The 13,036-nt window shown below is 41.9% G+C and carries 10 protein-coding genes, 1 other RNA gene and 1 other annotated feature; of the genes, 2 read left to right on the top strand and 9 right to left on the bottom strand.

All coding sequences use genetic code 11. From position 1 onward, the window contains the following. The first annotated feature begins 67 nt into the window (after positions 1-67). Positions 68-736 (top strand): RsfA family transcriptional regulator, encoded by a 669-nt coding sequence (locus B9Y67_RS19240; protein ID WP_085508960.1) that lies wholly within the window; start codon positions 68-70, stop codon positions 734-736. Between the two features lie 57 nt (positions 737-793). Here B9Y67_RS19240 and B9Y67_RS19245 read toward each other — a convergent pair whose 3' ends face one another. The 4 genes from B9Y67_RS19245 to hisS form a co-directional block, all read right to left on the bottom strand. After that, a complete protein-coding gene (locus B9Y67_RS19245; RefSeq protein WP_085508961.1) occupies positions 794-1,549 on the bottom strand; it encodes a tRNA threonylcarbamoyladenosine dehydratase in 756 nt (251 codons plus the stop codon). A 148-nt stretch (positions 1,550-1,697) separates the two neighbouring features. After that, positions 1,698-1,881, bottom strand: a non-coding RNA gene (gene ssrS, locus B9Y67_RS19250) — 6S RNA. Between the two features lie 99 nt (positions 1,882-1,980). Then, positions 1,981-3,759: an aspartate--tRNA ligase gene (gene aspS, locus B9Y67_RS19255; protein ID WP_085508962.1), complete on the bottom strand. Its 1,779-nt coding sequence runs from the start codon at positions 3,757-3,759 to the stop codon at positions 1,981-1,983. A gap of 1 nt (position 3,760) precedes the next feature. Next, a complete protein-coding gene (hisS, locus tag B9Y67_RS19260) occupies positions 3,761-5,035 on the bottom strand; it encodes a histidine--tRNA ligase (protein WP_085508963.1) in 1,275 nt (424 codons plus the stop codon). Between the two features lie 96 nt (positions 5,036-5,131). Beyond that, positions 5,132-5,355, bottom strand: a binding site (T-box leader). A 178-nt stretch (positions 5,356-5,533) separates the two neighbouring features. Here hisS and B9Y67_RS19265 point away from each other — a divergent pair. Then, the gene (locus B9Y67_RS19265) at positions 5,534-6,808 is read left to right on the top strand and encodes an N-acetylmuramoyl-L-alanine amidase (RefSeq protein ID WP_085508964.1); all 1,275 of its coding nucleotides are present in this window, start codon (positions 5,534-5,536) and stop codon (positions 6,806-6,808) included. A 167-nt stretch (positions 6,809-6,975) separates the two neighbouring features. Here B9Y67_RS19265 and dtd read toward each other — a convergent pair whose 3' ends face one another. The 5 genes from dtd to B9Y67_RS19290 all read right to left on the bottom strand — a co-directional run bounded on the left by dtd (position 6,976) and on the right by B9Y67_RS19290 (position 13,027). Further along, positions 6,976-7,422 carry a D-aminoacyl-tRNA deacylase gene (gene dtd / locus B9Y67_RS19270; RefSeq protein ID WP_085508965.1) on the bottom strand — a complete coding sequence of 149 codons (447 nt, stop codon included), beginning with the start codon at positions 7,420-7,422 and terminating at the stop codon, positions 6,976-6,978. A gap of 14 nt (positions 7,423-7,436) precedes the next feature. Beyond that, a complete protein-coding gene (locus tag B9Y67_RS19275; RefSeq protein ID WP_085508966.1) occupies positions 7,437-9,638 on the bottom strand; it encodes a RelA/SpoT family protein in 2,202 nt (733 codons plus the stop codon). 139 nt (positions 9,639-9,777) lie between these two features. Next, positions 9,778-10,290: an adenine phosphoribosyltransferase gene (locus B9Y67_RS19280; RefSeq protein WP_085508967.1), complete on the bottom strand. Its 513-nt coding sequence runs from the start codon at positions 10,288-10,290 to the stop codon at positions 9,778-9,780. Next, positions 10,280-12,622: a single-stranded-DNA-specific exonuclease RecJ gene (recJ, locus tag B9Y67_RS19285; protein ID WP_085508968.1), complete on the bottom strand. Its 2,343-nt coding sequence runs from the start codon at positions 12,620-12,622 to the stop codon at positions 10,280-10,282. Before recJ ends, B9Y67_RS19280 begins: the two co-directional genes overlap by 11 nt. A gap of 69 nt (positions 12,623-12,691) precedes the next feature. Further along, on the bottom strand, positions 12,692-13,027 hold the full coding sequence (locus B9Y67_RS19290; protein ID WP_085508969.1) for a LapA family protein: 336 nt from the start codon (positions 13,025-13,027) through the stop codon (positions 12,692-12,694). Positions 13,028-13,036 lie beyond the last annotated feature (9 nt).

Below are 13,036 nucleotides of genomic sequence, written 5' to 3' on the forward strand. Positions count from 1 at the left end.
GGCATAAAAATAACAAACTAGTTTTTAAAAATACTAGATAGATCATTAAGATTAGGAGTGAATGAAAATGACAAAAGTCAGGCAGGATGCATGGTCTCATGAAGATGATTTATTGTTAGCGGAAACTGTTTTAAGACATATCAGAGAAGGAAGCACCCAGCTGAAAGCATTCGACGAAGTTGGAGATGCTCTAAATCGCACTTCCGCGGCATGCGGGTTCCGATGGAATGCAGAAGTCAGGCAAAAATATGATCAGGCAATTGAAATTGCAAAAAAACAACGGAAAGAGAAGAAACGGGCAGAAGCTATGGAACAGCCAAAACGACCGGCTAAAGCCCAGGATAAATTCGCGGAAGTGGATACTAATCCATCATTAGTACAGGAACCGGGTACTGTGAGCCATGCTTCTGATGGCCCTGTTGCCCAGTTGAATCTTAGTTCAGTCATTGATTATTTACGTAACCTTCAATCTGATATGGAATACTCTACAAATCATAGAAACAAACTAGAAAAAGTCACTGCTGAAAACAGACAACTTAAAGAGGACAAAGAAAAACTGGAACATCAATATGCGCAGCTGCAACGTCAGTTAGTCACGATGCAGGATGATTATCAGGCTTTGATTCAAATCATGGATCGGGCTAGAAAGATGATTGTATTTGATGAAGATGGGGACTTTGCCAAACCACAATTCCGTATGGAACGAAATGGAAACCTGGAACAGGTTGCAAAATAACCTACAACCCAGCAGTCCGAAAAAAAAGCAGGAAGCGTATAATCGCTTCCTGCTTTTTTAGTTCCGTTCTATATCGATCGTCTTTACTATCTCATTAACTACATAACTGGCCATAATCAGCCCTGCAACGGAAGGCACAAATGCATTAGAAGAGGGAGGCATCTCCGCTTTCCTAGTTTCTGCATTCTCCGGCGCTACCTCTTTTCTTACATCTTCTTTGATTTTTATTGGCTTTTCCTGTGAGTATACAACAGGAACGCCTTTTTTAATCCCTGCTTCCCGTAATTTTTTTCGAATCACCTTAGCAATAGGATCATAGCTGGTCTTGAAAATATCCGCTATTTGAAACTTGGTGGGGTCCGTTTTATTCGCAGCACCCATACTAGAGATAATCGGTATATCGCGTGAAATACATTCTTTAATAAGGTGTACTTTATAGATAATCGTATCACTGGCATCTACGATAAAGTCAGGCTGATAATCAAATAATGTTTCGTACGTCTCTTCCGTATAAAACATATTTAGAGTAATTACTTCACATTCTGGGTTAATATCACGAATTCGTTCCTTCATTAATTCAGCTTTAGGTTGTCCGATCGTAGAAAGGAGTGCAGGCAATTGTCGGTTAATATTTGTTATATCCACCACGTCTTTATCGATCAATATTAACTTGCCTATACCTGTCCTGGCTAAGGCTTCGACACTAAAGGAGCCGACACCCCCAATTCCTAACACAGCTACTGTAGAACCCTTCAGTAACTCTAAGCCTTCTTTTCCGATCGCCAACTCATTCCGTGAAAATTGATGCAACATAACGATAAGTCGCCCCTTTCATTAAAAAACCGGCTTCGCGCCTAGTCTTTATTGCGGAAGCCTTCTTATATAGATTATCTTTAACCAATTAACCTTTCTTAAAGTAAAAAAACCTTAAGGTTCCCCTTAAGGTCTTTACGTATGTAAGTCCAATCCCAATTGTGCCGTTGTTTCATGAGTTTTGAACCCGCTCCTAGCAGGTGGGTGCCCTGTTCCATGCTTCATGCGTCCTCATCGGAATGAGGCTTGCACTCCACATGGAAACGCCAGGCTCCCTGTACATAAATGTTCGGTCAAAACGTACATTCGAACAACGTACACATCAGGATTGGTTCCTTTACTTTGTAATCAAATAATAGCATACGTCAGACTAAATATCAATAAGTTTGCCAGGACGTTTTTGTATTAATAATTACACCATTTTATCAAGCTCACTGTTCTTCTTTTACTTTTGTTGCGGTCGTTTTTAGATGTAATTCTTCTAGTTGTGCTTCACTGACTTCCCCAGGAGCTTCTGTCAATAAGCAGGAGGCAGATGCAGTTTTAGGGAATAGAATGGTATCCCTTAGATTGTTTCGGCCGGCAAGAAGCATTACAATGCGATCAAGACCTAAAGCTATGCCGCCATGTGGAGGAGTGCCATATTCAAGTGCTTCAAGCAGGAATCCGAATTGCTCTTCCGCTTCTTCCTTAGAAAACCCTAGAACTTCAAACATTTGATCCTGCAGCTCTTTATGATAAATACGAAGAGATCCTCCACCCAATTCATAGCCATTCAACACTAAGTCATAGGCTTGGGCATGGACTTTTGCCGGATCTGTCTCTAATAGCTCCACTTCCTCAGGTTCCGGCATCGTGAATGGATGATGGGCTGCGAAATAACGTCCAGCGTCCTCATCATACTCTAACAATGGCCAATCAGTTACCCATAAGAAGTTGAATTTACTTTCATCAATTACTTCCAGCTGTTTGCCGAGCATTAAACGTAAAGCACCCAGGCCTTCCTGTACGACTGTTGTCTTGTCAGCTAAAAAGAGAATCAAGTCCCCCGGTTCAGCGTGGACTGCATTGCCAAGTCCGATCAACTCCTCTTCGCTGAAGAACTTAGCGATTGGACCATTCCATTGAGCTTCGTCAACCTTCATCCATGCTAAGCCTTTTGCTCCATACCCTTTGACAAATTCAGTCAGCTTATCAATGTCTTTTCTGGAAAATCCATCGGCCTGGCCTTTGACATTTATGGCACTTACCTGGCCGCCTGAAGTTACGGCACCACTGAATACCTTAAACCCAGAGTCTTTTACCACTTCAGAGACATTCACCAGCTCCATCCCGAAGCGAGTATCGGGTTTATCGGAGCCGAAGCGTTCCATCGCTTCCTCATAACGCATCCTGGGTAGTGGAGTTTCCAGCTCAATGCCTTTTACCTCCTTCATGACTCTCGCCATCATCCGTTCCGTCATATCCATGATTTCCTCTTTGGACATGAAGGAAGTCTCGATATCAATTTGGGTGAATTCCGGCTGGCGGTCTGCCCGCAAATCCTCATCACGGAAACAGCGGGCAATCTGATAGTATTTTTCAAAACCAGACATCATAAGTAATTGCTTGAACAATTGCGGTGACTGTGGCAAAGCATAGAACTCACCTGGATGAACTCGGCTTGGTACCAGGTAATCCCGTGCCCCCTCCGGAGTACTTTTAGTCAACATTGGTGTTTCCATTTCCAGGTAGTCATCCTCATTCAAGAAGTTTCGTACCACTTGAGTTGTTTTATGACGTAATCGGAATGTCTCTTGCATTGGTTTCCTTCTTAAATCCAAGTAACGATATTTTAGTCGAAGATCTTCTGCCACATCCGATTCTTCTTCAATCATAAATGGCGGGTTCTTTGCTTTGTTAAGAATTTCGACTTTTTCTGCCTGAACTTCTATAGCACCTGTTTCCAGGTTCTTATTGATGGTACTCTCATTTCTTCCAAGCACTTCACCATGTATCTCTAATACATATTCATTTCTGACGCTTTCCGCCGTCTCCAAAGCCGCTCCGGAAATCTCTGGGTTGAATACAACCTGGACAATCCCGGAACGGTCTCTTAAATCAATAAAAATTAACCCGCCTAAATCCCGGCGTTTTTGTACCCAGCCTTTCAACGTAACTTTACTGCCGATATCTGATTCACGCAGTCTGCCGCAATGATGTCGTGCCATCTCAATTCCCTCCTGCTAGTTCGTTCTTTAAATAAGTGACCAATTCATCCAGCGATACTTCTTTTTGCTCACCAGTTTCCATAAATTTTACGTTCGCCTGGCCAGCTTCCAATTCGTTTTCGCCTAGCACAATCACATATTTTGCCTTATGTCGGTCTGCAGACTTGAATTGGCTTTTGATTTTTCTGCCTAGGTAGTCTTTATCTACCTGTACACCTGCTTTTCGAAGCTGATAAGTGAGTCGGACAGCTTCTTTTTCTGCCTGGTCTCCCAATGCAACAAAGTAGCAATCAATTCCATCATTAACTGGTAATTCTATTCCTTCAGCCTCTAATGCCATCAATAGCCGCTCAATACTTAACGCAAAGCCGATTCCCGGTGTTTCCGGTCCGCCCATATCTTCCACCAGGCCGTTATATCGGCCGCCGCCACTCAATGTTGTGATAGCTCCAAAACCTTCAGCGTCACTCATTATTTCAAAAGCGGTATGGTTATAATAATCCAACCCCCGGACAAGATTTTTATCGACGACATATGGAATTTCCATGGCATCTAAATAGGATTTCACCTGTTCAAAATACTCGCTGGATTCCTCATTCAAATAATCCAATACAGATGGTGCTGTTTCCATTGCCGGGTGTTCTCTATCTTTTTTACAATCAAGAACCCGAAGCGGATTTTTATCAAGACGTACCTGGCAGTCCTCGCACAATTCTTCCCTATGAGGATCAAAGTGTTTGATTAACGCTTCACGGTGCTGCTTACGGCTTTCCGAGTCACCTAAGCTGTTGATTACTAATTTCAACGATTTCAGCCCAAGCTCCTGATAGGATGCCATTGCCAGTGCCATCACTTCCGCATCGATAGCTGGATCAGCACTCCCCATTGCTTCAATACCAAATTGGTAGAACTGTCGCATTCTTCCTTGCTGTGGCCGTTCATATCGGAACATCGGTCCGATATAGAATAATTTCGTCGGCTGCAATGGCTGACCGAATACTTTATGTTCCACAAAAGAGCGTACGACAGAAGCAGTCCCTTCTGGACGGAGGGTTAAACTTCTTCCTCCACGATCTTCAAAGGTATACATTTCTTTTTGAACAATATCAGTCGTGTCCCCTACGCCTCGTTGGAATAACTCCGTATGTTCAAATACCGGGGTACGGATCTCCCGATAATTGTATTTTTTACATAGTTCGATTAAAGCATTTTCTACATACTGCCATTTTTCGGACGTACCAGGAAGAATATCCTGTGTCCCTCTTGGTGCCTTCATCTCAACATCCTCCTTTATATCATTATCAGTTGCCTCTCTGGATACCAAGGTTTTCTTATGTTTTATTAAAAAATAAAAAACTCCCGTCCCTTATAAAAAAGGGACGGGAGTTACCCGCGTTGCCACCCTGGTTGAAACATACTTCCGCATGTTTCCTCTCCATACAGTTAACGCCTGTTTACGGCTGAGCCTACTCCTTGTTCGACACAGCACCTAAAGAATGTCTTTCACCAGGGCATTACACAGAAATGCTTCCAGCCACAAGGCATTTCCTCTCTGTCTGCATGTCTCCTGATTACTTTTTCTCTCATCGGTTTTAACGACTCTATTTTAGAATTGATTATAATCATATGATTCCAAAAAGGTAATGTCAAGCTTTTCTTTATATTTTTCTATATTTAGCTCGAAAAAATAATGGAAAAAAAGGTATTTTAAAGAAAATGTCGAAATGGTACTATTAAACTCGAATAATAAACTATTTTAAAGGAGGTATTTTATTTGATAATAAAACCATATAAGGTATTTGGTTTGTTTCTATTACTCTTACTAAGTATCGCTGCGTATACGGCTGTGCCGGCCCATGCCGACAATGCTGTGGTCAATATTGATACGCTCAATGTAAGAGAAGGTCCTGGGTCTTTTACTAGGCAATTAGGGCAGATACATAGAGGCGAAACCTACCCGATACTGGATGAGAAGTCCGGATGGGTACAAATACAGTACAATGGCAAGAAAGCGTGGGTAGCTAAATATCTTGTCAAAGTACAGAACAATACATCACTTCGCTCCGATGTCAATTACCTACGAGTACGTGCAGAGCCTAACACGAACTCTAAAATTCTCACCCATCTTATGAAGGGAGAGAAAGTAAGCCAGGTTGGAGCTAAAGGTTCCTGGTATCAAGTGAACAGCAAGAAAGGGAAAGGCTGGATCCATAGTGATTATTCGAGTCCTAGTAATTCTAAACAAAAATCCAGCCAACCATCTCAAACTAGTACCAGCTCTGGCAACTCTCAGAAAGTAACACTACTCTATAATGGCACTAATATCCGAAGCGGTCCTTCTACCAACCACAAAATAGTAGGAAGAGCACACAAAGGCGACGACTTCCGGGTAGTTAGCAAAGAGGGAAAGTGGTACAAGATTAAATATGGATCCAGTACAGCCTTTGTGGCCGGGTGGATTGTGACAGCGAATTCTGGAGCCAGTACAGTCAGTAACAGTTCCAGCAACGGGTTAAACGGGAAAGTGATTGTTGTGGATGCCGGTCACGGAGGACGTGATCCAGGCGCTATCGGCCTCAGCGGTACCTATGAGAAAACAGTCACCCTTTCGACGGCGCTTCATTTAAAAGAAAAACTGCAGGCTGCAGGAGCTAAGGTAATAATGACACGTAGCAGTGATAATTATGTCTCACTCGCACATAGGGTGTCCATATCAAATTCATCTGCTGCCGATGCATTTATCAGCCTTCATTATAACAGCTTTCCATCCTATCCTGCCGCAAAAGGGATTGAGACTTTTTACAATCGAAGCCAGGACAGCAGTTTAGCCAAACAGGTGCAAAAAGGATTAATTCAAGCGACAGGCGCACGGGACAGGAAAGCTAAAGTGAACAGTTTCCATGTCATTCGTAATAACGCAATTCCTTCTTTACTCTTGGAACTTGGTTATTTGTCAAACGCTTCTGAAGAATCGCTGATAAGAACATCTAGTTACCAAGGTAAAATTAGTACAGGAATAGTCAATGGACTTATCAATTATTTTCAATAATAAAGAGTTAAAAGCAGGAACCTCCCAATTTAGCGGAGGTTCCTGCTTTTTCATTTCATAATCCACTCTGAACTGGAAATACGGAAGAGTTTAGTGATGTATGAGGAGCGATCAGGAATGAAAGAAAGCTCAGAGCTTACACTCTGAGCTTTTGATCCTGGTATTTTTTACCTTTCTTTGCTATCCAAAATCAAAGTGACAGGGCCGACATTGTTTAACTGAACATCCATCATTTCTCCGAATGCTCCGGTTTCAACTTCGATTCCCTCTTGTACTACCAGCGTGTTGAACGCCTCATACAGCTCATTAGCTTTGTCAGGTTTCGCCGCTGCCATAAAATTAGGTCTGCGGCCTTTACGAGTATCGCCATAGAGCGTGAATTGAGAAATAGATAGTATTTTTCCCGCAACATCCTTCAGACTCAAATTCATCTTTTCCTGCTCGTCTTCAAATATGCGAAGGTTGATAATTTTGTTTGCTAAATATTTTGCATCCTCTTCCGTATCTTCATGGGTCACACCTAGTAATACGACCAGGCCGGAATCAATCTCTCTAGTAATTTGTCCTTCGACTGTAACGGAAGCGTTTTTTGCACGTTGGATTACTGCTCTCATAATAACTAATCCCCTTATTGCATCATTCTTCTTACTGTATATACTTCAGGAATTTGTTTAATTCGATCGACAATTTTCCTTAAATGATTGATATTTTGAATTAATATCGTGATGTTAATAGTAGCCATTTTATTCCTGTCAGATTTACCAGAAACGGCTGTTATATTTGTTTTCGTTTCGTTGACCGCCTGTAATACTTCGTTCACTAAACCACGACGGTCATAACCTGATATTTCTAAGTCTACATGGTATTGCTTGGAGTCGGAGCCGCTTCCTTCCCACTCGACTGGCAGCAAACGACTTTGCGCATCTTCAGTATGGACGTTGGGGCAGTCCGAACGGTGCACCGATACACCTCGACCTTTCGTAATATAGCCAACAATATCGTCTCCCGGAACAGGATTACAGCATTTAGACAAACGAACCAGGAGGTTGTCTACACCCTTTACCCTTACCCCGGAATCCCGTTTATTGGAAGGTTTAGCTTTAACTTCATTTTTCACTTCTTCTAAGGTTTCTTCGAGGTTCTGTTCCTGTTCTTTTTGTTTTCTTAATTTTTCAGTCAGCCTGGTAGCAATCTGGGCAGCAGTTATCCCTTGATAGCCTACCGCTGCAAACATATCATCTTCATTACTGAAATTGAACTTTTCCGACACACGGTCGAGATTCTCCTGGGTCAGTACCTCTTTTGGTGCTAAATCCATATTTTTTATTTCTTTTTCTACAAGTTCTTTTCCCTTCAGAATATTCTCTTCACGTCGTTGTTTCTTGAAGAATTGCTTTATCTTACTTTTGGCTTGTGATGTTTGGGCTAGTTTTATCCAATCTTTAGATGGTCCATACGAATGTTTTGAAGTCATCATTTCTACGATGTCTCCCGTTTTCAATTCATAATCCAGGGGCTCCATCTTCCCATTGATTTTCGCACCGATGGTATGGTTTCCAACTTCCGTATGAATGCGATAAGCAAAATCAACAGGTACAGAACCGGATGGAAGTTCTATAACATCCCCTTTTGGAGTAAACACATAGACCATATCAGAGAATAAATCTACCTTTAAGGATTCCATAAATTCCTCGGCATCATGCGTTTCATTTTGCCATTCCAGAATTTCACGGAACCACGTTAATTTCTCTTCAAATGATTGTTTTGTTTGATTGAATTGGCCGCCTTCTTTATAGGCCCAGTGAGCTGCGATTCCATATTCAGCGATTTCATGCATTTCCTGCGTCCGAATTTGTACCTCGAGTGGATCTCCTTTCGGGCCGATGACCGTGGTATGAAGGGATTGATACAAGTTTGGCTTTGGCATGGCAATATAGTCCTTGAACCGGCCAGGCATTGGTTTCCAGCATGTATGGATAATACCAAGCACCGCATAACAGTCTTTAATACTATCGACAATTACCCGGACAGCCAGAAGATCATATATTTCATTAAATTGTTTATTTTGCAATACCATTTTCCTATATATACTGTACAGGTGTTTCGGCCGTCCGGAAATGTCCGCTTTGATATTAACCTCTTGCATTCTATCTTCTATTTCTTTCATGACATCTTCTATATAGAATTCGCGTTCATTACGCTTTTGTTTCATTAAATGTACAATACGATAATACTGCTGAGGGTTTAGGTAACGCAAAGCCGTATCTTCAAGCTCCCATTTTATGGTGGATATACCAAGACGGTGAGCTAATGGTGCAAAAATCTCAAGCGTTTCATTGGATATCCGCCGCTGCTTCTCCGGCGGTAAGTGCTTTAAGGTCCTCATATTATGAAGCCGATCCGCCAGTTTAATCAGAATTACCCGGATATCCTTTGCCATCGCGACAAACATTTTCCGATGATTTTCAGCTTGTTGTGCTTCTTTTGACTTATATTTGATTTTTCCAAGCTTTGTCACACCATCAACAAGCATGGCTACTTCTGTGTTGAAGGTTTCTTCTATTTCTTCAATAGACACTTCTGTGTCTTCTACGACATCATGAAGAAAACCTCCAGCAATGGTCTCCGGGTCCATCTCCAAGTTGACAAGAATGCCGGCAACCTGGATAGGGTGAATAATATATGGTTCTCCCGACTTACGAAATTGATCCTTGTGTGCCTGCTCTGCAAATTCATAAGCGCGTCGAATAAAACCGGCATCTTCTTCCGTCAAATACCGGCTTGCTTCCTCAATCACTTCTTCTGCGCTCAAAATTTTGTCTTTCGACATCTAATCACCTTAGTTTCTATACATACTTGTTAAAAATTTAAACTTAGTTTTATCTCATTATCAAAAAAAGAGGGATAAATGTAAAGAAAAAAGTTTAATTATAAACAAAGAGCACCCTTAGGAGGGCACTCCATTATCTTTAGTATTGCATCAATGTTAACACATCATGTCCTTCAAGCTTTTCTCTTCCATGTAAATAGGTTAATTCAATTAGAAAAGCGCAGCCGGCTACAACACCGCCAAGTTCTTCAACGAGTTTGATTGTTGCTTCGATCGTTCCACCAGTAGCTAATAAATCGTCGGTGATAAGCACTCTCTGACCTGGCTTTATTGCATCCTTATGGATAGTAAGGACATTTTCTCCATATTCTAAACCATAATCGACTTTAATTGTTTCCCGCGGGAGTTTCCCTTCTTTTCGCACAGGGGCAAAGCCTACTTCGAGTGCGTAAGAAACCGGACAACCAACGATAAACCCACGAGCTTCTGGTCCTACAATCAAATCGATATCCAATGATTTAGCATATTCCACGATATCATCGATGGCAGACTTAAAGGCCTTTCCATTATCCATCAATGGGGTGATATCCTTAAAACGGACACCCTCTTTTGGCCAATCTTCTACAATAGCAATATGTTGTTTATAATCCATATGTTACTTCCTCCTTAACGGCCAAGTCCATTTGCTCCATATATTGATCGAACCAGGATTTCAGTTCTTGATAATTGGAATAATAAAGTTTCTTTTCGACTTGTAATTTCCGTTGTTTTAACTGATAAGTATCCGAATCATTTAAATCCTTCTTAGACGGGGAAGGATGTAGTGAAATCAGTCCATTCTCTATTCTAACAAAATCCAACTCAAAAAACACCTGGGAGATAAATTCCAATGTATCTTTGCTCCAACCTTTATAGGAAGCAAGCTTGGATGCATCCCTGGACAACTCGAAAGTCTTATGTTTCAGAAGCATACCATAAAACCACTTAAAGTCCTCTCGCGTAGGAAGCTTATCAAAAAAGGCACTGTCATCTACCCGGTAACAGGCATATATCTTCTCAGGCTGAACCTTTCTTATGATATCAGCTAAATCGTCTAGTCGAGCAGGCAGATCCAATAGAACAAGGCCTGAAAAATTGTTATCCTTCTCATTCATAATCGCCTCTTTATCCAACACATCCATTCCAAACGGCGCAGAACTTTTCCCTTCAAACGTAAGAGCTGCATGGTTATTCAAGCTGCTGCCTGCCAGCTTCTTCTCCAGGTATTTAGATCCCCGGTAGTCAAATAACTGCCATTCAGCAATACGGATATCCTTAATCATAATCTGGAGTTTTTTTCTGCCATTCCACTCATTGATGCCTAACTCACCGATGGCTTCCACCTTGGAAGAAGGAGAGATATCACTATACAATTCTCCCATTCCAAAAGCGATTCCATCCAGCTGCGTCCCTGACTTATTAAACTGAAATTTTAAGTGGTTTTGCTTGCTGCCAATTTGCCTAATCTCTTTGGGAGCATGTTCAATATGGAAAATAGGCTTAGGGTTCCCCATCCCGAAAGGACTCAATTTATCTATTTCTTCCAACTGTTTTAGTGAAAGCATTTCAATATCAATCGTATTTTCAACATCGATACTCTGGGTAAAATCATCTGGTGTCAATTGTTCCGAAGCTAATCGATTTAATTCCCGGCGAAGTTCATTGATATTTTCAATTTTCACTGTCATCCCGGCAGCCTGGGCATGTCCGCCAAAGTGTTTGAAAATGTCCCGTATCTTCATACAATTAACAAAGAGGTCAAAAGCATCGATACTCCTTGCTGAACCCTTTGCTTCACCCGTCTCCTCATCAATCCCCATTACGATAGCCGGACGGTCGAAACGTCCGACCAAACGGGAAGCTACAATCCCAAGTACACCCGGATTCCAGCCAGGTTTAGCTACTACAATGACAGAGTCGTTTTCCCCTGATTCATCTGCTTCGAGAATCTTTTCAGCTTCATCCGCGATATCTGAAACTATTTTCTGACGCTCCTTATTCAATTGATCAATCAGTTTAGCCAATCCTTCTGCTTCTTCAGGGTCTCTGGTCAGTAGTAAATCTACCGCAGGTGAAGCATCCTGAAGACGTCCGACAGCATTAATTCTGGGACCTACCTGAAAACCGATGGTTTCTTCATTACACTCCCCGTCTATACCGCAAATTTTTTTCAATGCCTGGATACCAGGGCGCGGCGATTGGGAAATAGCCTTCAAGCCGAAGGAAGCTAGCACGCGATTTTCGTCTTTTAAGGGTACCAGATCAGCAATAGTGCCAATTACCACAAGATCCAGGAGCTCTTTCGGTAATCTGCCCAGCAACGCCTGCGCAAATTTAAAAGCTACCCCTACCCCCGCTAATTCCTGAAAGGGATAAGAAGCTGATGCCTTTGGATGAATAATGGCATAAGCAGCTGGCAGTTCTTCCTGGACTTCGTGGTGATCGGTGATAATAAGATCCATCCCAAGCTCTTTTGCCACCTCTGCTTCATGGACTGCCGCAATTCCGGTATCCACCGTAATAATGACGTCGATACCATTTTCCTTTGCTTTCCGGAAAGCTTCTTCATTCGGGCCATACCCCTCCGTAAACCGGTTTGGTATATAAAAGTCGCAATCAGCGCCAGCTTCACGCAAAGCTTCCACCATTACAGATGTAGCACTTACCCCATCCGCATCATAATCTCCAAACACTAGAATATTTTCCTCTTTTTTAATCGCCTGTCTTACACGTTCCACACTTTCTTTCATACCCTCCATTAGAAAAGGATCATGCAAATGATCCAGAGAAGGAAACAAAAACCGTTCAGCGCTCTCACTATCCGTAATATTTCTTTTCCATAATAACTTGCTTGTTAGTGGTGATAAATCTATATCATCAAAAAAGAAATCACGCTGCATTTCATCGTTATATGTAAAATTCCATTTCAGTTTACTTTTAAGCATACGTTCACCCCTGACCCACTCATTATACTAGAGGGATTCAGGGGTAGCAAATAGATGAAAGTACTATTTTTATGACTTATGTTTTGTATCGTCAGCAGCAGTCGAACGTTGCTTATCATGCTTATTGTTATGGGATCGGAGTTCAGATCTCCCGGCAGGTGTCTGCCCTTTAGTGCCGTTCCGCAGCTTTTTAACCTCTCGCTGCAGTTGATAAAATCGTACCGAACCAGCTGCCGCTGTAACAATCCCCCCTAACAGTGCAGAAATAAGGATAACCAGTATCAAGGGCCACTCTCCTGTACCAAACATAAAATTGACTTCCACAGGATCCACATTGATTACAGCAAATATAGCAATCAATAACGCAAATATAAGTGCTAATATCCAATAATATTGACCTTTCATTCTATTCCT

This window comes from Thalassobacillus devorans (assembly GCF_900176565.1).
Lineage (GTDB): Bacteria > Bacillota > Bacilli > Bacillales > Halobacillaceae > Thalassobacillus > Thalassobacillus devorans_A.

Bases quoted from the DNA above. Each gene is read 5' to 3' on its own strand.
- B9Y67_RS19240 (WP_085508960.1), top strand. From the start codon at position 68: ATGACAAAAGTCAGGCAGGATGCATGGTCTCATGAAGATGATTTATTG.
- B9Y67_RS19245 (WP_085508961.1), bottom strand. From the start codon at position 1,549: ATGTTGCATCAATTTTCACGGAATGAGTTGGCGATCGGAAAAGAAGGC.
- aspS (WP_085508962.1), bottom strand. From the start codon at position 3,759: ATGGCACGACATCATTGCGGCAGACTGCGTGAATCAGATATCGGCAGT.
- hisS (WP_085508963.1), bottom strand. From the start codon at position 5,035: ATGAAGGCACCAAGAGGGACACAGGATATTCTTCCTGGTACGTCCGAA.
- dtd (WP_085508965.1), bottom strand. From the start codon at position 7,422: ATGAGAGCAGTAATCCAACGTGCAAAAAACGCTTCCGTTACAGTCGAA.
- B9Y67_RS19275 (WP_085508966.1), bottom strand. From the start codon at position 9,638: ATGTCGAAAGACAAAATTTTGAGCGCAGAAGAAGTGATTGAGGAAGCA.
- B9Y67_RS19280 (WP_085508967.1), bottom strand. From the start codon at position 10,290: ATGGATTATAAACAACATATTGCTATTGTAGAAGATTGGCCAAAAGAG.
- recJ (WP_085508968.1), bottom strand. From the start codon at position 12,622: ATGCTTAAAAGTAAACTGAAATGGAATTTTACATATAACGATGAAATG.
- B9Y67_RS19290 (WP_085508969.1), bottom strand. From the start codon at position 13,027: ATGAAAGGTCAATATTATTGGATATTAGCACTTATATTTGCGTTATTG.